Origin of the sequence: Sneathiella marina, assembly GCF_023746535.1 — a bacterium.
GTDB classification, from domain to species: domain Bacteria; phylum Pseudomonadota; class Alphaproteobacteria; order Sneathiellales; family Sneathiellaceae; genus Sneathiella; species Sneathiella marina.
Genome location: NZ_CP098747.1, coordinates 1058041 through 1077672, shown reverse-complemented (window position 1 = coordinate 1077672; position 19632 = coordinate 1058041). Strand labels below are relative to the sequence as shown.

25 protein-coding genes are annotated in these 19632 nt (G+C 48.1%); 16 read left to right on the top strand and 9 right to left on the bottom strand.

The features are described 5' to 3' along the window. Positions 1-11 precede the first annotated feature (11 nt). Together NBZ79_RS05195 and NBZ79_RS05190 are read right to left on the bottom strand one after the other, a co-directional pair. Positions 12-1382: an SEL1-like repeat protein gene (locus NBZ79_RS05195; protein ID WP_251936081.1), complete on the bottom strand. Its 1371-nt coding sequence runs from the start codon at positions 1380-1382 to the stop codon at positions 12-14. Between the two features lie 148 nt (positions 1383-1530). Then, positions 1531-2415 carry a branched-chain amino acid aminotransferase gene (locus tag NBZ79_RS05190; protein WP_251936080.1) on the bottom strand — a complete coding sequence of 295 codons (885 nt, stop codon included), beginning with the start codon at positions 2413-2415 and terminating at the stop codon, positions 1531-1533. Between the two features lie 103 nt (positions 2416-2518). On the opposite strand from NBZ79_RS05190, the gene NBZ79_RS05185 reads away from it, so the two are divergent. The 3 genes from NBZ79_RS05185 to NBZ79_RS05175 are packed head-to-tail and all read left to right on the top strand — an operon-like array spanning position 2519 to position 5076. Beyond that, on the top strand, positions 2519-3013 hold the full coding sequence (locus NBZ79_RS05185) for a MarR family winged helix-turn-helix transcriptional regulator (protein WP_251936079.1): 495 nt from the start codon (positions 2519-2521) through the stop codon (positions 3011-3013). Between the two features lie 27 nt (positions 3014-3040). Next, a complete protein-coding gene (locus NBZ79_RS05180; RefSeq protein ID WP_251936077.1) occupies positions 3041-3724 on the top strand; it encodes a response regulator in 684 nt (227 codons plus the stop codon). Then, positions 3712-5076, top strand: coding sequence for an ATP-binding protein (locus NBZ79_RS05175; RefSeq protein WP_251936076.1), 1365 nt, complete (start codon positions 3712-3714; stop codon positions 5074-5076). The genes NBZ79_RS05180 and NBZ79_RS05175 overlap by 13 nt, the downstream gene beginning before the upstream one ends. 5 nt (positions 5077-5081) lie before the next feature. Here the strand turns inward: NBZ79_RS05175 and NBZ79_RS05170 are convergent, their stop codons facing one another. The 6 genes from NBZ79_RS05170 to NBZ79_RS05145 all read right to left on the bottom strand — a co-directional run bounded on the left by NBZ79_RS05170 (position 5082) and on the right by NBZ79_RS05145 (position 8254). Further along, positions 5082-5465 carry a hypothetical protein gene (locus NBZ79_RS05170; RefSeq protein WP_251936074.1) on the bottom strand — a complete coding sequence of 128 codons (384 nt, stop codon included), beginning with the start codon at positions 5463-5465 and terminating at the stop codon, positions 5082-5084. Next, a complete protein-coding gene (locus NBZ79_RS05165; protein ID WP_251936073.1) occupies positions 5462-5803 on the bottom strand; it encodes a tRNA-binding protein in 342 nt (113 codons plus the stop codon). The genes NBZ79_RS05170 and NBZ79_RS05165 overlap by 4 nt, the downstream gene beginning before the upstream one ends. A gap of 75 nt (positions 5804-5878) precedes the next feature. Further along, entirely contained in the window at positions 5879-6307 is a 429-nt protein-coding gene (locus tag NBZ79_RS05160; protein WP_251936072.1) for a hypothetical protein, read from the bottom strand. An 81-nt stretch (positions 6308-6388) separates the two neighbouring features. Then, on the bottom strand, positions 6389-7198 hold the full coding sequence (proC, locus tag NBZ79_RS05155; RefSeq protein WP_251936071.1) for a pyrroline-5-carboxylate reductase: 810 nt from the start codon (positions 7196-7198) through the stop codon (positions 6389-6391). A gap of 5 nt (positions 7199-7203) precedes the next feature. Beyond that, entirely contained in the window at positions 7204-7710 is a 507-nt protein-coding gene (locus NBZ79_RS05150) for a type III secretion system chaperone family protein (RefSeq protein WP_251936070.1), read from the bottom strand. A gap of 232 nt (positions 7711-7942) precedes the next feature. Then, positions 7943-8254, bottom strand: a complete 312-nt coding sequence (locus NBZ79_RS05145; RefSeq protein WP_251936069.1) for an accessory factor UbiK family protein — start codon at positions 8252-8254, stop codon at positions 7943-7945. A gap of 113 nt (positions 8255-8367) precedes the next feature. Here NBZ79_RS05145 and lgt point away from each other — a divergent pair, with 113 nt between their 5' ends. The 13 genes from lgt (at position 8368) to NBZ79_RS05080 (ending at position 18768) form a co-directional block, all read left to right on the top strand. Next, positions 8368-9177, top strand: coding sequence for a prolipoprotein diacylglyceryl transferase (gene lgt, locus NBZ79_RS05140; RefSeq protein ID WP_251936068.1), 810 nt, complete (start codon positions 8368-8370; stop codon positions 9175-9177). Then, a complete protein-coding gene (locus NBZ79_RS05135) occupies positions 9174-10241 on the top strand; it encodes a class I SAM-dependent methyltransferase (RefSeq protein WP_251936066.1) in 1068 nt (355 codons plus the stop codon). The genes lgt and NBZ79_RS05135 overlap by 4 nt, the downstream gene beginning before the upstream one ends. A gap of 1 nt (position 10242) precedes the next feature. Then, positions 10243-11013: a peptidoglycan editing factor PgeF gene (gene pgeF / locus NBZ79_RS05130; protein ID WP_251936064.1), complete on the top strand. Its 771-nt coding sequence runs from the start codon at positions 10243-10245 to the stop codon at positions 11011-11013. Positions 11014-11111: 98 nt separating this feature from the next. Beyond that, positions 11112-11963, top strand: a complete 852-nt coding sequence (locus NBZ79_RS05125) for a hypothetical protein (protein WP_251936062.1) — start codon at positions 11112-11114, stop codon at positions 11961-11963. Positions 11964-12123: 160 nt separating this feature from the next. Then, a complete protein-coding gene (locus NBZ79_RS05120; RefSeq protein WP_251936061.1) occupies positions 12124-13059 on the top strand; it encodes a ribose-phosphate pyrophosphokinase in 936 nt (311 codons plus the stop codon). 96 nt (positions 13060-13155) lie between these two features. Next, on the top strand, positions 13156-13833 hold the full coding sequence (locus NBZ79_RS05115; protein WP_251936059.1) for a 50S ribosomal protein L25/general stress protein Ctc: 678 nt from the start codon (positions 13156-13158) through the stop codon (positions 13831-13833). Beyond that, a complete protein-coding gene (gene pth / locus NBZ79_RS05110; RefSeq protein ID WP_251936057.1) occupies positions 13763-14443 on the top strand; it encodes an aminoacyl-tRNA hydrolase in 681 nt (226 codons plus the stop codon). The genes NBZ79_RS05115 and pth overlap by 71 nt, the downstream gene beginning before the upstream one ends. 2 nt (positions 14444-14445) lie before the next feature. Beyond that, positions 14446-15543 carry a redox-regulated ATPase YchF gene (ychF, locus tag NBZ79_RS05105; protein WP_251936055.1) on the top strand — a complete coding sequence of 366 codons (1098 nt, stop codon included), beginning with the start codon at positions 14446-14448 and terminating at the stop codon, positions 15541-15543. Between the two features lie 78 nt (positions 15544-15621). Further along, on the top strand, positions 15622-16092 hold the full coding sequence (locus NBZ79_RS05100) for a MaoC family dehydratase (protein ID WP_251936053.1): 471 nt from the start codon (positions 15622-15624) through the stop codon (positions 16090-16092). Continuing rightward, positions 16089-16538, top strand: a complete 450-nt coding sequence (locus NBZ79_RS05095; protein ID WP_251936051.1) for a MaoC family dehydratase — start codon at positions 16089-16091, stop codon at positions 16536-16538. Before NBZ79_RS05100 ends, NBZ79_RS05095 begins: the two co-directional genes overlap by 4 nt. A 108-nt stretch (positions 16539-16646) precedes the next feature. Continuing rightward, positions 16647-17633: an SPFH domain-containing protein gene (locus NBZ79_RS05090; protein WP_251936049.1), complete on the top strand. Its 987-nt coding sequence runs from the start codon at positions 16647-16649 to the stop codon at positions 17631-17633. Positions 17634-17638: 5 nt separating this feature from the next. Then, positions 17639-18100: an NfeD family protein gene (locus tag NBZ79_RS05085; protein WP_251936047.1), complete on the top strand. Its 462-nt coding sequence runs from the start codon at positions 17639-17641 to the stop codon at positions 18098-18100. An 11-nt stretch (positions 18101-18111) separates the two neighbouring features. Continuing rightward, positions 18112-18768 (top strand): dienelactone hydrolase family protein, encoded by a 657-nt coding sequence (locus NBZ79_RS05080; RefSeq protein WP_251936046.1) that lies wholly within the window; start codon positions 18112-18114, stop codon positions 18766-18768. Here the strand turns inward: NBZ79_RS05080 and NBZ79_RS05075 are convergent, their stop codons facing one another. Beyond that, positions 18769-19629: a VOC family protein gene (locus NBZ79_RS05075; protein WP_251936044.1), complete on the bottom strand. Its 861-nt coding sequence runs from the start codon at positions 19627-19629 to the stop codon at positions 18769-18771. It lies immediately after the preceding gene. Between the last annotated feature and the right edge of the window lie 3 nt (positions 19630-19632).

The window sequence follows — 19632 nt, the reverse complement described above, 5'->3', positions numbered from 1 at the left end:
CATATAAAAAGCTAAAGCCGGCTTTGCCGCTTCGCCAGCCATTCTCCCGCGAGCCTGTTGGCTTCAGCAATTTGAACAGGTGTCATTTTTGACATCAGTACTTTGTTCATTTTCGGGGCCGCCGCATCCCCCTTAACACCGGAAATCAGTGACCATTTTAACGCGTCAATTCGGACAAGAGATTCGGAAATCTCTGTTTGTGCCGCTTCCGTTTCAAGTGGTACCGATTGCGCCAGTTCAAATATTTCAATAAGTGCCACCTCATCCAATCCTGGCCGATCAAGTAGTTCCTGAGGAACATTTGTTGGCTGTTTAGCGAGTGCCACAGTTTCCTGTGTAACGGGCTCTTGGGCCTCAATCTTAATCTTTTCCGAGGTCGTTTCAGCGTCTTGCAATACGACGTTGGTACCGCCAGGTTTCTCCGTCACACTCGACGGTAAAGCCACAGGAGTGGCGACAGCTATTGATTGCGCGCTTGCAGCAGCTGCAACGGGGACAGAGGCGACTGCAGTTGCACCGGCCACAGATGCTGTACTTTCTGACGTGGATGTCGGCGCTGATGCAGCTACAGAACTAACGGCCACCGCAGCAACCGCAGTTTCAGCGACCGGCACGGTTCTCAATACAGTCGATGACTTTTCTGGCGCGATCCCTTGTTGTTTGGCTTTAAGCTCATCAAGCCGGGTGCGCGCCTCATTTAGCTTCTTCTGTTCGTCCTGCTGCTGCCTGAGCGCCACCAAGCGCTGCTGCTCCTCAATTCTTTGCTGTTCCTGAAAAGCAATAATTTTTGCTTCTTCCGCTTGCTGCCGGGCCGCCAAAATTGCTGCTTTTCTATTTTCTTCTTCCAATTGCTGAGCGACTTTCGCATCTGCATTTCTTTGGGCTATCAAATCAGCCTGATTGTCCGCACGCTCCTTCGCAGCTTCTTTTTCCATGGCCAGCTTCTGCTGCTTCTGAGCCGCAATATCCGCCTTCATTTTCTGGAAATCGTCTTCGTTTTGGTTAAAATATTTTCGATACCAAACACCTAGAGCAGCCACCGCCTGTGCATTGGCTTCTTCTATTTGACCTGGCGTCATTTCTTTTTTCAAACGGCTTAACGCGTCTTTCGCCCCATTTACATCCTGTGCGGCTGAAATTTTAAACCAGGCATATGACTTAACCAAATCAATCTCAATACCATCAGCACCTTCTTCGAACAGTTTTCCCAAGCTGAACTGTGCGCGTTCGTCCCCTTTATGGGCGGCGAGACGCCATTGTTCAGTTGCAGTTGAATAATCTTTCTGATCGAAGGCTTTTTGACCATCTTGAAAATCTGCCGATGCCAGATTCGTTCCCATTAGAAACACAGCCAGCGCCACGCCTAATCGCTTACAATACATCTTTTCGTGTTCCCACAAAAAATACAGAATTCCTGTTTCTACATATAATATATGGTGTTTTAAAGGAATTTACCTAAAAATGCAAAAAATACCCGCTTGCGACAGGAGCAAGCGGGCAAAAAAAGCGCTTAAGTACAGAGCGCTTGCGTTACGCAGCAACCTTTCGGCGTACACAATTTTCATAGTCACCGATGAGTTGCTGACAAATTTCACCCGGAACAAACTTATAGTTATCGATGCAGCTGACGGGAGTAACTTCAGCAGCAGTACCTGTCAGGAAACATTCTGTAAAATTTGCCATCTCTTCCGGCATTATGGCGCGTTCAATCACCTCGATACCCCGCGCTTTAGCCAGATCAATGACAGTACGACGTGTAATTCCATCCAAAAAGCAATCTGGATCTGGTGTATGCAACTTACCGTCCTGAACAAAAAAGATATTGGCACCGGTCGCTTCCGCCACTCTTCCCCGATAATCCAGCATCAATGCATCATCATAGCCCTCAGCTTCTGCTTCATGTTTGCTCAATGTACAAATCATGTACAAACCTGCTGCCTTAGACTGAGTCGGAATTGTCTCCGGTGAAGGCCGCTTCCAGGGTGATAATTTGAGTTTAATCCCTTTCATACGAGCTTCAGGGTCAAAATAACTCGGCCAAACCCAGGCAGCAATCGCCAAATGAATTCTGCACTGCTGGGCAGACACCGCCATCATCTCTGACCCGCGCCAGGCAACCGGACGGAGGTATCCGTCAACGATCTTATTTGCCGCAATCGTATCCCAACACGCTTTATTGATTTCATCTGCAGTTTGTTCAATTTCAAAACCGAGAATTTTGGCAGAATTAATTAGACGATCAGTATGTTCAACCAGCTTGAATATTTCGCCATCATAGACCCGCTCTCCTTCAAACACGCTACTTGCATAATGCAATCCATGAGTTAGGACGTGGATGTTTGCGTCTCGCCATGGTACGAGTTCACCATCAAACCATATAAGGCCGTTCCGATCGGCAAAAGAAGAGGTATCCATAATAAAGCACCTTGAGTTATTATATGTCGTATATTCGTATATAGAGTTCGTTTATGTCGAATCGAACTATGATTTTGTAACATTATGAGAAATATATGTCAACATGACTGACGTAAAATCTACAAACAACCCTCTTTTTCTTCGAGAAGAAGAATTAAGACAGAGTATAGAGCTGCTTTTTTTCGCCTATCGGGACTTCACCGCCGGACCGGATGAAATTCTTAAAGAGTATAAATTTGGGCGGGCACATCATCGCGTGATCCATTTTATTGGCCGCAATGAAGGCATGACTGTTTCCGAATTGCTCGATATATTGCGCATAACAAAGCAGAGCCTAAGTCGAGTTCTGAGTACCTTGATTGATCGGGGATTTGTTGAACAGCAAGCTGGCAAGGTGGACCGCCGCCAGAGATTGCTGTATTTGACGGAAAACGGCCAACAGCTCGAGCAAAAGATAAGCCGTGTTCAACGGGATTTAGTTGCAAAAGCGTTTCGCGAAGCAGGAGGCGATGCCGTTGCAGGATATCGTCAGGTTCTTGCGGGCCTGATAGACGAGAAAGATCGCGACATGGCCCTTGGCCGGATTTTTAACCCCTGACAAGCAAAGCGCTGGAGAAAAGCTCGTATGTTGGACAATGCGCCCCATATCCTGGTTGTGGATGATGATACGCGGTTGTTATCGCTTCTTCGAAAATATTTGATGGATAACAACTATCGTGTTTCAACAGCGGGATCTGCCGATATGGCGCGCAGCAAAATGTCTGGATTTGACTTTGATTTGATTGTCCTCGATCGGATGATGCCGGGTGGAGATGGCCTTGAGATGGCGAAGACAGTGCGGTCTGGTTCAGGCTTTAGCCGAGATATTCCGATTTTGATGCTGACAGCAATGGGCGAATCTAGCGATCGGATTGATGGACTTGAAGGTGGCGTCGACGACTATTTGACAAAACCGTTTGAACCAAGAGAGCTGCTTTTACGAATTGATGCCATCCTCAGGCGGGCGAAAATCGAGACATTTGAAGAACTCAGCTTTGGTGATTTTACATTCAACACAGAGAAGGGCGAGCTTCTTCGAGACGGTGAGGTAATCAATTTGACGTCGGGTGAATCATTGCTTCTCAAATCCCTGGCATCCACGCCGGGAGTCCCGATCAGTCGAGATAATCTTTCCTTAACAAGTGGAAATCAGGGACGGGCCGTTGACGTTCAGATAACACGATTGAGGCGGAAAATTGAAGATGATCCCAAGCTGCCGCGTTACCTACAAACAGTCCGCGGCGAAGGATATGTTTTATGGGCGGATTAGGTTTCTTAAAAAATGCATTTTCGCATATAAATTTTGACTTCCTGAAAAAGCTAATGCCGAGGACACTGTTCGGCCGCTCCATATTGATTGTTGTCTTGCCGATTATCCTTTTACAAGTTCTTGTCACGTATATTTTTTATGAACGGCATTGGGACAATGTTGCCAGACGGCTGGCCCAAGGGGTTGCCGGCGATGTTGCTGCCGTTATCTCCCTCATGGATAGATTTCCTGGTGAAACGGCTGAAACCGATATCCTCAATAGCGCCCGTAACCAGATGCGCCTTGCCGTCAGTATCGATCCAGGTGCGACCTTGCCTGAAGGGAGTGAATTTGTCACGAAATACGGGTTTCTGGAGGGACATCTCGCCCGTGCGCTGCAGGAAAGTCTTCCCGCTCGGCCTTTCAGCATATCGACAAACAAAAAACTTGAATCTGTTGTCTTGCTTGTTCAACTCCCTGATTCTGTCATGCAGGTTATTGTTCGTGACAAGCGCCTGTTTTCAAGCACAACTTACATATTTGTCATGTGGATGGTCGGTATATCTCTAGCCCTGCTTGGAATTGCACTGGTATTTTTGCGCAATCAAATGCGCCCCATCCGCCAGCTTTCTGATGCCGCGGAAAAATTCGGGAAAGGCCAATATGTGGAGGATTTCAAGCCCAGCGGCGCGCAAGAAATCCGGCTTGCCTCCAGAGCGTTTCATGTTATGAAAAACCGAATTCTCAGGCAGATAACCCAGCGAACAGAAATGCTTGCCGGGGTAAGTCACGATTTACGCACACCGTTGACCCGAATGAAACTTCAACTCGCAATGATGCCCGAGCAAGATGACAAGCAAAGTCTCGAAGGCGATGTTGCGGACATGGAGAAAATGGTTGAAGGTTATCTTGCCTTTGCCCGTGGCCAGGAAGCAGAAGCAGTCGAAAACACAGATATTCCGGACCTGTTTCAGGACATTGTCGTCAATGCCCGCCGACAGGGCACCGTTGTCTCTCTCGATACCCCGCAAGAGCTTTGGGCTTCTGTTCGGCCGAATAGCCTGAAACGATGTATTACTAATCTAATAAATAACGCTGCACGCTATGCATCTGAGGTATGGATTACTGTACATGCGGTAGATTTAGAAGTTACCGTGACCATCGATGATGATGGCCCGGGAATACCTGAAGCCAGCCGCGCTGATGTCTTTAAACCGTTTCATCGACTGGACCCGTCTCGGAATACGGAAACTGGCGGCAGCGGCCTAGGAATGACAATCGCCCGGGATGTAATTCATGGGCATGGCGGTCAAATCACCCTCGGAGAAGCGCCTGCGGGCGGTTTACGTATCGAAATCCGGTTTCCCCGATAACCTATTTATTGCCGGTCGACTTCAATCGAAACAAAAGCTTGTGAAACCTCCGCTATCGCCTTTTGCTGGGTCACTGGAACGGTCGCAAATGCGGCATTTGCCAACGCTAATACCGCCGGGATACTCGCCGCCGCCAATTGCGGTGTTTGCGCGGCGGCGGCAATGAGAAAGACAGCATTGACCTCGGTGCTGAGGGTCTGTGTCAGTGCCGTTACTTCCTGGTCGCGGTTTGTAAACACCTCAAACGCCTTATTGGCCTTCTGGATCGCCTCATCAATTTGCTGCGTTTGGGATTGGAAAAGGGTTTCTAAATTAGGTGGTGCCGGCATTTCCGCCGATGCCCCCTCCTGCCCATTACTTTCCGTCAATCCATCTTGTTCCTGACTCATTGAAGGCGTCCGCCCAGTGGAACCTCATGACCCGGAGAAATAAGCGAGATTCGCCCCTCTCCGTCGTCAAATCCCAAAATCAGCACTTCCGACATAAAGGGGCCGATTTGCCGCGGCGGAAAATTGACTACCCCGATGACCAGCCGCCCGATCAAATCGTCCGTCTGATACAGATCTGTAATTTGGGCGGACGTCTTCTTAATTCCGATTTCACCTCCAAAATCTACTTTCAGCTTATACGCCGGCTTGCGAGCCTGAGGAAATTCATTGGCTTCCAATACCCGACCTACCCGAATATCCACCGCCAAGAAATCGTCAAAGGTAATCTCATCTGTCATAAACTGCCTCTTCCTTTAAAATGAGCGCAAATGCTATGGGACGGCAAAGCGAAGGACAATCCAAAAATCCGTAAATTAACCACCGGACGAAAATTTCTGCGCCACGTCCTCAATTGCTGCCAGCGCTTCCGTCAGGGATTGAGTGACCGTATCAAACGATTTTGTTGTCGATGCAGTCAGGGTAGTGGCAACCGAGTTCATATTCTCGATGGTCGTCGACAGATTACTGATTTGGGATTGAATATCCGGGAACGATACTATTCCGGATTGATCTGATGGTCTGGCGGTGCTCAAAGAAGCCTGTAGATTTTCTGCCGTTTCCTGAAGCGTACTTCTTTGTTGGCTCACGATGTCCTGTAACCCGTGCGATGCTGTTTCCACGGCCGCTGTCATCTTTTGCATATTCTGTTTTTGCAAAGCCGACAACGCACTGAGATCTGGAATAACCAGTCCGCCAGCTGCAGTTGGAGCGCCCGCGGCACCTGATTGTGTTGTATCATTCATTACCATCACCCTTCTCTTCTAGATAGGTGTATATGATAAATATTATTCTATTTTAAAGAGTTTTCAGAAAAAATGCTTCTTTTAGCCTAATTCTTTCGATCTTTTAGTCGCAGCGGCGACCGTCTTTTCAATAAGCGGACCGAGACCGTCTTCTGCCATTAAAACAGCTAGTCCTGCGGCAGTTGTCCCGTTAGGGCTGGTGACATTCTCACGCAATTTCGAGGCCGGCTCATCAGATGCAATGGCCAGTTTTCCAGCCCCCGCAACGGTTACCTCTGCAAGCGTTTCCGCGAGATCCTCCGGAAGACCCGCCCGAACCCCGGCTGCGGCCATGGCTTCAATCATATGAAAAACGTATGCCGGCCCAGAACCCGACAACCCGGTGACGGCATCCATCAATTTTTCATCATCAATCCAGGCGACGGTGCCGATTGCTGTCATCAGTTTGTCACAAATTTCTAACTGTGCCGAACTGGCATGCCCGTTCTGGCAACAGACAATCATTCCGTGCCGAACCGCTGCCGGCGTATTCGGCATTGCCCGAATTATTGAGGCTGTCGCACCGAAAGCTGTTTCGAATTGCGCGATACCCGTCCCCGCGGCAATGGAGATAATCAACGCTCCGTTCGCGGCAAGTGTTTGAAAGGTCGGCAGGACATCCACCATCATCTGAGGTTTTACCGCAAGAACGATCACCTCGGGCTGAAACGAGCCATCTATATCCACAGGAGACTGGTGACCAATACATCCAAGCGCTTTCGCCACAGCAAGATTTTCAACATTTGGGTCAACAACAACGACATCCGACGGCGTGACAAAAGTGTCAACCCAGCCGCCCAGCATCGCTTGCCCCATTTTCCCGGAGCCCACTAAAAGTATGGAACTAGACATAGTTGTTAAGCTTCACCCACTGTTTCAAACATGGCGGCATCAATTGCCTCTTCCGGAGTTTTGCCGCCCCAGATACAAAATTGTATAGCCGGGTAGAATTTCTCCAGTTCTTTCATTCCGATTTCGACAAGAGTCTGGAATTGCTCACTCCGCACTTCGGAGGCTCCACCGAGCAGCAGCGAATGCCGGAACAATACCATGCCTTCTTCTCGCCAAGTATCGAAATGGCCAACTGGCATTCGTTCGTTCACACGGGCAAGAAGTTCATAAATCGACTGATATTGGCGATCCGGAATTTTGATATCATAAGCACAGGAGAAATGAACGGCTTTTAAATCAGAGCGCCATGAGAACCAAAGATGATACTGACACCAGCTGCCGTCGACACCCACTGTAAGTTCATTGCGACCCTGGCGATCAAAGGACCAGTCGTTTTCTACAATGATACTTTCAATCAGATCGAGGGGATTGGTGTCATCAAGCTCTTCGTGGGACAGGTACAATGACGTCATGGAGCCATTCCTTTCAGAACTATCCTCACCGGCTTTCTTCATCGGCCCAGGCGTAAATCGCCGCCAGAAAGGAAATCAACTACAGGCCATATATGGTGGCACAAAAAATCTACCGCCATACATGTAGCGTAATCCGCCTTTGAAGCCTTAGCAACAAAGAAAGCAGTCCATTTTGTATTTTCTTGTGGATAAAATTGAAAGAGCAGCAAATAACACCACTCAACAGGGGTGATTAATCCTTTGCCGACTTGGCGCTGGCGGCGCGAGTTGATTTCTTCGTCGCTGGTTTTTTCTGCATCGCCGCAAATTGTTTTTCCAGCTGGTCAATGCGACTGGTCAAAGCTTCATTTTCCTCGCGAGCCAGAACCGCCATGGCCTTCACGGCATCAAACTCCTCACGGGGGACCAAATCCATATCCGCAATAAACCGCTCAAGTCGCTGATGGAAAAGATTCTCCCACTCTGATTTAACCCCCTGCGCCGTCCCAAGCGCGCCGGTCGCTAGGCGGGCCAGATCATCAAAAAGTCGCGAATTCGTCTGCATCTCTCATGCTCCTCAGGTTAGCGCGCATAATGACAAGGGTAATTTACAAAAGCAAACCCTTTGAACGCCGATTTACTTGCGGTTTGCACATATAGCTTTATATAGTGTCCGCCATGACTTTATCGACACAATTTTTAGCTATCGCCTTCCCGGAAATAGATCCCATAATATTCGAATTGGGCCCTTTTGCGATCAGATGGTATGCTCTGGCCTATATCGCAGGCTTGGTTATCGGCTGGCGCCTGATGATGAGATTTGCAAAGGCGCCTGGATCCAGCGTCACAGACAAAAATGTGGACGACTTTCTGGTTTGGGCAACATTGGGCGTTATTCTGGGCGGTCGGCTAGGTTACGTCTTGTTTTATAAACCGGAATATTACCTGTCCAACCCGTCTGAGATATTTATGGTTTGGCAGGGAGGCATGTCATTCCATGGCGGTTTCCTTGGTGTTATCGTTGCTACAATTTTGTTTACCAGAGCGAAGAAAATTCCCTTAATGGATTTCTCCGACTTATTGGCAACCGTCGCGCCAGTGGGATTGTTTTTTGGCCGCATCGCCAATTTCATCAATGCAGAGCTTTATGGCCGAACCACGGATGTAGCCTGGGGGGTATTATTCCCCGGTGGCGGCGATCTACCGCGCCATCCCAGCCAGCTCTATGAGGCTTTGCTGGAAGGTTTGTTATTGTTTGTCATTATGCTCATCCTTCGCAAAACAGATCTGGTCAAAAAGCCAGGTTTCCTGACAGGCGTCTTTTTTCTAGGATATGCTCTGGCCAGAAGTTTCGTCGAATTTTTTCGCCAACCGGATGCGCATCTTGGCTTCCTGGCCGGGGGATTCACCATGGGTCAATTTCTGTCAGTCCCGATGATCCTGATTGGATTGTATTTTCTATTCCGGAAAACACCTCTTAAAAAATGACACCACTGACCAAAATTCTCAGAGAAAAGATTGAGAAACACGGTGCCCTTTCGGTTCATGATTATATGGAAGCCGCCCTTTCTCATCCGGAATATGGATATTACACCCGTCAAAATCCATTTGGTAAATCAGGAGATTTTGTGACGGCACCAGAAATCAGTCAGATGTTTGGCGAGCTTATTGGTCTTTGGTGCATTGACACTTGGTCAAAGCTTGGGGAACCCGCGCAGTTCAATTTGATGGAACTCGGTCCGGGCAACGGTACATTGTTGGCAGACGCTTTAAGAAGCGGAGCTTTAGTTCCAGAGTTTATCGATGCCGCACATATTCATCTCGTTGAGACAAGTGACCGGCTTAGAATTCGGCAAAAAGCTGCCCTAAGTCATCCTTCCATTTTCTGGTATTCTGATATCCCGGATTTGGACAACGGTCCTACCATAATCATTGCCAACGAATTTTTTGATGCTTTGCCAATTCACCAATACGAAGCAACAGCAGGAAAATGGTATGAAAGATTTATCGACTGGAAGGATGATCAGTTTGCTTTTTCAGTAGACACAGTATCCCATAAGACACTGCCACCACCGTCTGACGCGGATAGCAACCTAATTCTTGAAATCTGTCCTCAGGGTATTAAGTGTCTCAACAGCATCAGCCAATCTCTGCAAAAATTCGGCGGGGCCGCTTTGATAATCGATTATGGATCCGCTAACGCCATTTATGGCGACAGCTTTCAGGCTGTACGGGATCATACAATCCAAAATCCGCTTGTTGATCCGGGAATGTCGGATCTCACGGCTCACGTCAAGTTTCCCCAGTTGATTTCGGAGGCGCGAAAATATCCAGTGGATATTCATGGGCCAACATCGCAAGGCCGTTTCCTTGAACGACTTGGAATTGAAGCCCGAGCCGCCCTGTTGAAGCGATCTGCAACAGAAGAACAAAGAAAAACCATCACTTCCAGTTTACGTCGCTTGACTAGTGCCGCAGAAATGGGAACTTTATTCAAGGTACTCGCAATTTCGAGCGGGTTGACGGCACCTCCGGAAGGATTTGATCTTTAGCATGCTCACCAGCTCCATTTTTGAAAGCGACAACATTTCTCACGGGTTCTTCACCCGTAAGGGCGGTGTGTCGCATGGTATTTACAGCAGCCTTAACTGTGGCCCAGGCTCAAAAGATCGAGCCGAGGACGTCTTCGAAAATCGGGCACGGGCAATGCGGGATCTCGGAGTTGGTCCGGATATGCTTCGAACCATACATCAAGTTCACAGTGCTGATGTCGTCGTTATCCAAGACGAACTGGAAATGCCTGAAAAACCGAAAGCGGATGCTATGGTCACCAACGTGCCCGGTCTTGCCTTGGGTATTCTAACGGCGGATTGCGTCCCAATCTTATTCGCGGACACTGAACATCAGGTAATTGGAGCTGCTCATTCCGGCTGGAAAGGTGCACTGTCAAATATCGGAAAGAACACTGTGGAAGCGATGATTCAACTTGGCGCAGCCAAGTCGGACATAAAAGCGGCGGTTGGCCCGGCAATCACGCAAGCTTCTTATGAAGTGGGTCCGGAATTCCCTGCCCCGTTTCTGGCAGTTGACTCGCAAGCAGCCCGTTATTTCACACCCTCGGTTAATGCGGGACATCATATGTTCAATCTGAAAGAATACGTCCGCGACAGATTGCTTGAAACCGGAATTGACCGCGTTGACATGCTTGAAAATGATACATGTGCAGAGGAAGACTTGTTCTATAGCTATCGGCGCATGACAAAACGAGGAGAGGCTGATTACGGCCGGCAACTATCTGCAATCGCCCTCATTGGTAACGAATAGGAAATATCGACAATTTTACGTATACTTGTACTGAGGGCCAAAAATGCCGTATATGGTAATCTTTATAATAATTTGTCTGCTGGGGATTTTAGCAACCTGTGCGATTTAGGATTTTCACAAAAAGACTTTCTATACTCGGAGTCCTTCTTCTGGTTGCGTGTCAACCGCTCGAGAGGCCGTTTCAGCCTGAGGTAAAGACAGGTCTGCCAACTATTCCAGGACCCAGAGCCTATCTATATGTAGCTTCGGTTCAGGATGGCCCGGCTGACATTGATACAGCTATTGCCAAAAAGCTTCAGGATTTAGGTATAGCCGCCTTTGCCGGAGAAGAAGTCCCGGATAGGTATTATGTCCGGGGCGACATGATTGACGAAGGCGGACTGCAGTTCATCCAATGGACCATATTCGACCCTCAAAACCAGAATACCGGTCTTTACACGATAGAGAAGCTCCCGGATCTGGTACAGTCAAGCTCCACCAAGCCGAAGGATATTGAAGAATTCGTCCTGCATTCGGCCAGCAATATTGATCGATTACTAGGCGGTGACGGCGTAAACTTCGCGTCATTGAAAAAACCGGTGCTGTTTGTTCCAATTGTCCGCGGAGCTCCGGGAGATGGAGCTGAAAGCCTTTCCTTTGCCATTCAGGAAGAACTAGTCCGCATGGGATTTGACGTGCTGCCAACCGAGAGCGGAGCAAATTATATTGTCAGAGGAAAAGCAAAATTATCCCCGGCAAAGCTTGGAACACAAATCATTCTCCTTACTTGGAGTTTGGAGCGTCGCAACGGAGAGCAAGTTGGCCAAATTCAGCAGCGCAACAGAATCAAAGCCGGTTCGCTGAACGGTGTCTGGGGGCCAACAGCACCTTTGGCAGCCAAAGGCGGTGCGCAAGGAGTTCTAAAATTGCTCCGAAGTAGCGAACCTGAGTATTTTCGGTCAAAATCCTGATTATAATTTCCAAAAAAGCTAAAATTTCTCTTTATACCGTTTACAGGATCAAAGGCCCTTGGTAAGTTCCGCCCGCTGTTGCCCATGTGTCGTTTCGGTACCGCGCACAGTTTGTATTGTTTGACTGAACAAAGCCTAAAATGGGCAGAGGACCGTTCACATGAAAGTGCTTACGGGAAATGGCAATCGGCCGCTGGCTGAAGCTGTTACGAGCTACTTAAAATTACCTTTAACAAATGCTGACGTTCGACGTTTCTCGGACATGGAAGTTTTCGTAGAAATTCACGAAAATGTTCGTGGTGAAGATGTTTTTGTTCTTCAACCCACGTCCTTCCCGGCAAATGACCATTTGATGGAGCTACTGGTTTGTATAGATGCGCTCAAACGCGCATCTGCAGCACGAATCACAGCAGTTCTTCCTTATTTTGGCTATGCCCGGCAGGATCGGAAACCGGGACCTCGTACGCCGATATCGGCAAAGTTGGTCGCCAATTTGATTACAACTGCTGGGGCAGACCGAGTTCTGACAATGGATCTGCATGCCGGTCAGATACAGGGATTTTTTGATATTCCAACCGATAATTTGTTTTCAGCTCCCATTATCGTACCAGATATAGAGAAAACATATGGCCGCGGGAGTGAAATTACGATCGTTTCTCCTGATGTGGGCGGTGTTGTCAGGGCCCGGGCTTACGCTAAAAGGCTTGACGCAGACCTCGCAATCGTGGATAAGCGCCGTGAAAAAGCTGGCGTCTCGGAAGTCATGAACATTATTGGTGACGTCAGAGGCCAGCGGTGCATTCTGGTAGATGACATTGTCGATAGTGCCGGTACTTTGTGTAACGCTGCAGAAGCGTTAATGAAACAAGGAGCCAAGAGCGTTACCGGCTATGTGACGCATGGTGTGTTGTCCGGGGGTGCAATTTCCCGGATTAACGATTCCGCACTGGAAGAAATGGTCACGACTGATAGCATTATGGCAACGGAGGCCTTTAAGCATTCCGACAAAATGCGCCAAATATCCATTGCCCCGCTGATCGGCGAGGCAATGTACAGAATTTCTAAGGAGACTTCGGTTTCCAGTCTGTTCGACTAACCGAATAGACATATCACGGCGCGGGCACCCCTGGAGGCAAGCGTCATTTTTGGCACCGGGTTTTCCCGGTGTTGCTCGTTACTTAGGAGAGATATAATGAGCGAGAATGCAGTATTAATTGCAGAAACGCGTGACCGGGCTGGAAAGGGGACCTCCCGTGCATTGCGTCGTGAAGGCCGAACACCGGCCGTCATATATGGCGATAAAAAAGACCCTATTTCGATTTCGCTGGAAACCCGTGAATTGGTAAAAGCCATTTATCGGGATGCGTTCCTGTCAACTGTTTACACGGTAAAAGTCGGATCAACAAAACATAACGTTTTGCCACGTGACATGCAGCTTCATCCCGTTAAGGAATCGCCGATGCATGTTGATTTTCTTCGTGTTTCGGCAAAATCACAGATCGCCGTCATGGTGGTCGTGAGCTTCCTGAACGAAGAAGAGTGCGAAGGCTTAAAACGCGGTGGTGTTTTGAACGTTGTCCGCCATGAAATCGAAATGATGGTTCCGGCCGGCAATATTCCGGAAGCTATTGAAATTGACCTAGAAAAATATGACATTGGCGACAGTGTCCATATTTCCGAAGTCACTCTGCCGGAAGGATGTGAGCCAACAATATCTGACCGAGACTTCACGATTGCTACCATTGCTTCACCAACGGTTGAAGAAGAGCCAGAAGTTGAAGCTGAAGAAGGCGAAGAAGGTGTCGAAGGCGAAACCGCCGAAGACGGTGAAGCAGCAGAAGACACTGCTGAAGCCGACGGCGAAGAGTAGTCGGGTATCGTTGATGATATTGCTGGTTGGCCTCGGAAATCCCGGTAAGGGATACACCGACAATCGGCATAATTTTGGATTTATGGCGGTGGATGAAATCATTCACCGCCATTCCTTTATGCCGGAACGTATTAAATTTCAGGGACTGGTTGCAGATGGAAAAATCGGCGACGTGAAAATCCTCGCGCTGAAACCTACTACTTATATGAATGAATCCGGCCGGTCGGTGGGTGAAGCCATGAGATTCTACAAGATCCCGCCTGAAAATGTCATAGTCCTGCATGATGAGCTTGACCTTCCCATGGGGAAAGTCCGTGTGAAATCTGGTGGCGGGCATGGCGGAAACAATGGTATTCGCTCAATTATTGCCTATATAGGTCAGGATTTCAAAAGAGTCCGGCTAGGCGTCGGCCATCCTGGAGAGAAGCATTTGGTTTCCGGTCACGTCCTGAAAGATTTTTCGAAAGCAGAGAAGCAGTTTGCCGAAAAAATCATTGATAGCGTTGCCCGGCACACTGACATGCTTATTTCCGGCGAAGACTCCAGCTTTATGAACAAAATTGCGCTTGAAACAGCGCCCGACAAGAAAAAGAACATCGAAGGAAGCTAGATATGGGTTTTAAATGCGGTATTGTCGGGCTGCCGAATGTCGGTAAGTCCACTTTGTTCAATGCCCTCACAGAAACAGCTCAGGCTGCGGCCGAGAATTATCCCTTCTGTACGATCGAACCAAACCTTGGGCAGGTTCCCGTCCCCGATCCGCGGCTGACAAAATTAGCAGCTCTCGCGTCATCAAAAGAACTGATCCCGACTCAATTGACATTTGTTGATATCGCAGGACTTGTCCGCGGTGCTGCAAGTGGCGAAGGGCTGGGCAATAAATTCTTGGCGCATATTCGTGAAGTCGATGCGGTTATTCAAGTAATAAGATGCTTTGAAGATGACGATATTACCCATGTTGACGGAAAAATCGACCCCCTTTCCGACGCCGAGACTATCGAAACCGAGCTGATGCTTGCCGATTTGGAGAGCCTGGAGAAAAGAACCGAAACTTTAGTCAAAAAAATCCGCGGCGGCGACAAGGAAGCAAAAAAGCAGTCTGAACTGATTGATCGAGCTCTTGTCGTATTAAGAGACGGTAAGCCAGCGCGTATGGTGGAACTGGCTGAAGACGAGGTCAAGATATTCAGAAATTTACAGCTCCTTACGGCAAAGCCTGTTCTATATGTCTGTAATGTTGATGAAGATAGCGCTGCAACCGGTAACGATTTTTCAAAATTGGTAGAAGGTAAGGCTGCGGCTGAAAATGCAGGTGTCGTGGTTATTTCTGCCGCAATTGAATCTGAAGTTGCCCAGCTCGACAAAGAAGAGCGCGAGGAATTTCTTTCAGAACTTGGATTAACAGAAACAGGATTGGGTCGAATAATCAGGGCCGGTTACGATCTACTTGAACTTATTACCTATTTTACGGTTGGACCCAAGGAATGCCGCGCCTGGACCGTTACGAAAGGCACAAAAGCACCGCAAGCGGCTGGTGTTATCCATACTGATTTTGAAAAAGGGTTTATCCGGGCAGAAACCATCGCCTATCCGGCCTATATCGATAACGGCGGAGAGAACGGGGCCAAAGAAGCAGGTCAGATGCGGTTGGAAGGCAAAGAATATATTGTGCTTGACGGTGATGTCTTGCATTTTAGATTTGCAAACTAGGTCAAACACATAATTCAATCTCTTGAAAAAGCGACACAACGCAAAAGACCAGTATAAGGTCAAAGGATAGTGACAGAAATGTTGTATTGGGAAGATTTTACCGTCGGCCGAAAAATGGAATTCGGGGCCATGGAAGTCACTGAAGAAGAAGTCATTGAATACGCGACGGAGTTCGACCCGCAGCCTTTTCATATCGACAAAGAAGCAGCATCAGAGCATTACTTTGGAGGCATCATAGCGAGTGGTTGGCACACTGCCGCCATGTGTATGCGTATGATGGTCGATGGGTATCTCAACAATTCCGCAACTATGGGATCGCCGGGCGTCGAACAGCTCAGATGGAAAAAACCCGTAAGACCGGGTGAAACCCTTCATGTCACTGCAGAAATTACAGATCGAAGCTTACCTAAGAGCAAGCCAGAGCTCGGATTCGTCAAATTCTCACATGTAGTCTGCAACCAAGATGGCGAAGTAAAAATGACCATGATTTCAAGCGGTATGTTTCTCAGAAAACCATCAAAGATCTCCGTTCGGGAGATTAGCCAATGAGCACGATATATTTCGAGGATATAGGAGTTGGGGACAAAACGGTTTTCGGTGAGAAGAAAGTAACCTTGGAAGAAATACTGAAATTTGCGCGGAAATATGATCCCCAACCCTTTCATGTGGACGAGAAAGCGGCGAATGACAGTATTTACGGCGGATTGATTGCCTCAGGTTGGCATACGGGCGGCATGCTTATGCGAATGATGGTTGATAATATGGTCAACCAACGTGCAGGGCTCGGCTCTCCGGGCTTTGATGATTTGAGGTGGATTTTGCCTGTGCGACCAGGAGATGTTCTCCGATTTGAGTCTACTGTCATTGAAACGCGCAGGTCCACTTCTCGACCTGAAATGGGTGTAATTCGGGCTCAAATTTTCCTGTTTAATCAGAATGATGAAAAAGTTTTGTCCGTAAAAACCATCGGCATGATGAAAACAAGATCAGCGTAGTACCCGCCGCGCTTATAAAGATATCACCAGAAATAGCTTAAAAAATCGCAATTTATCACTATATAGTGGTATAAGCATGTAAATTATCCAACAACTAGGGGGTGCTAAATGGATCTTTTCGTTTCTGGCTTCGCGGCATTTGTCATTGTTCTCGTTCTACTGGCGATCGTTATTGTATTCATGGGCGTCACGATTGTGCCGCAGGGATATCAGTATACCGTTGAACGTTTTGGCCGATACACCAAAAGCCTTCAACCCGGATTAGGATTGATCATCCCGTTTATTGACCGCATTGGCACTAAGGTCAATATGATGGAACAGGTATTGGATATCCCCACGCAGGAGGTCATTTCCCGCGACAATGCTATGGTTCAAGTAGACGGTATTCTGTTCTTTCAGGTTCTCGACGCGGCAAAGTCCACATATGAGGTACGAGATCTTGAGCGAGCTATCCAAAATCTCGCTCAGACAAACCTTAGAACGGTTTTAGGCTCAATGGATTTGGATGCGGCGTTGAGCCAACGCGATTCCATAAACGTCAAACTGCTAAATGTAATTGATCAAGCCTCCACCCCTTGGGGCCTGAAGGTTACCCGCGTAGAAATTAAAGATATCACGCCGCCGCTTGACCTTGTCGAGGCCATGGGCCGTCAGATGAAAGCGGAACGGCTCAAACGAGCTGTTATCCTGGAAGCAGAAGGCGTAAGACAATCTGAAATTCTAAAAGCAGAAGGCGAGAAAAAATCTGCAATTCTGGAAGCAGAAGGCCGGCGTGAAGCAGCGTTCCGAGACGCTGAAGCCCGGGAAAGATCTGCAGAAGCAGAAGCCAAAGCAACCCACGATGTGTCAGAGGCCATTGCCGCAGGTGACATACAATCGATCAATTACTTTGTTGCTCAAAAATACACGGAAGCGATGAAGGAAATCGGCATGGCCCGCAACTCGAAAGTTGTTCTGATGCCCATGGAAGCCAGTGCTCTTGTCGGCTCCCTTGGCGGGATCGGCGCAATCGCTCAGGAAGTTTTTGGCGGTACAGGCGGTAAATCCAGTTCCGGAAACAGATCAACAACGGGCTCTGTCCCGAATAGCGAGTAACGCTCATGGCTGAAGAATTTCTCACATGGGTCACAGGTCTGGAATATTGGGGCTGGTGGATTCTCGCAGTTGTTCTCATAATTCTGGAAGTATTCGCACCAAGTACGCTATTTCTGTGGTTGGGTATATCTGCAGGTGTCGTCGGTGTTGTCGCTTGGATGTTTCCAGACTTACTTTGGGAATATGAATGGACAATTTTTGCCTTCGTCTCGGTCATCAGCATTGTTGCTTCGCGCATTTTCTTTAAGAAAAATCCGGGCGTAATTGATAACCAAACGTTAAATCGGCGGGGTGTCCAGTATATTGGGCGCCAGTTTGTTCTTACTGAATCAATCCGCAATGGCCGCGGCAAAATACATGTAGACGATACGCAATGGGCTGTAGAAGGGCCAGATATGGAAGTTGGCGAAGACGTGGTTGTAACAGGTAGCGATGGTACAATACTCATCGTTGAGCCAAAACAGTAGGGAAATAAGCAATGGGTGACCAACTAACACTTGAAGCAGCAGATGGTCACAAATTTGCTGCTTATAAAGCGTCTCCAACCGGCTCACCCAAAGGCGGCATTGTTGTTATCCAGGAGATATTCGGTGTGAACTCACATATTCAGGACATATGTGACCGTTATGCCGATTTAGGCTTTGTGGCAATTGCGCCCGCACTATTTGATCGTCTTGAGCCAAATATCAAGCTGGGCTATGACGCCGACGATGTCACCCAGGGCATCACATATAAAATGAAAATAGAAGACCAACAAGCGCTTGAAGACATTGATGCAGCAGCGAAAGCCATCGCCGACGTGGGCGCCGTTACCAGTATTGGATTTTGCTGGGGTGGCACACTGGCTTATCTCAGCGCCTGCCGCCTTTCCAGCCTCAACAAAGCCGTCGGTTATTATGGCGGCCAGATTTCTCAAAATCTGACAGAAACCCCCAAAATACCCCTATTGCTGCATTTTGGTGACCAGGATGCGTCCATCCCAATGAAAGCGGTTGATGAAATCATGACAGCACTGCCTGATACACCTATCCATGTTTATCAAGCAGGTCACGGATTCAATTGCGATCAGCGAGCAAGTTACGACGCAGGATCAGCAAAACTGGCTCAGGAACGGACCCTCGCCTTTATCGCTTAATTAGCGTTCCTGGACAAACTCCAGTAAAACGCCAGTAGTATCCGCCTGATTAACCCTCAACGCGCCATTGGCAATGACTTGATAGGTAATCCTCTGTGTATCCAGATATGATTGGGTTGCGGCAAGATCTTTAACTGCGATAGACATGGCCATCATATATGGCAAGGCTGGAAAGTCCGAAGGTAAATATAAACCCGGGAATAGCATATCCAGATCCTTGTCATTGACGAAAATAAGAGCGCCCTCGCCGACCCTTACATTCAATGTGTCATCCGTCATGGTTACATTTATATGACCGCATAAATTTCTATAATATGATGCAAGAGCTGCGGGATCATCAACGACGATCACCATAGACGCAATTCCTGTCGCCCCGTTTGCATGACGCATCCATTGGTCATTTCTGATTAAATGCGGCGTCAAATGATGGCATATGAATAATTGTTTCTCCGTCAGCCCGAACGGTTGCAAACGGATAAGTTTGAATTCCGGCACGACATCACCATCGGGCAATTCCAGCTTGCGCTTCAATTGCAGAAGGTCAGATGGATCAAGACCTGCAGACGACAGTGATGCATGGGTCTGCTCCGGGTCGTCGCTGGCCAATGCCAATCCAAGTAACCCCTCACCCCGCTCCTTCAAGGCGATATCCAAACCATTTGTTTCGATGCCTGGGTTAATTATGCCAAGGAGCTCGATATAATCCTTTTCAAACATAATGCAGTAATTTGCGGTTCCCCACCCAATATGGGCTCCGCGGGGAGTTAATGTAAATCCGAGACTTTGAAAACGCAATTTCGCGTCTTCCAAGTCGTTAACGCCGATCAGTGAATGATCAATCCCGACAATGTTATGTGGCATTTA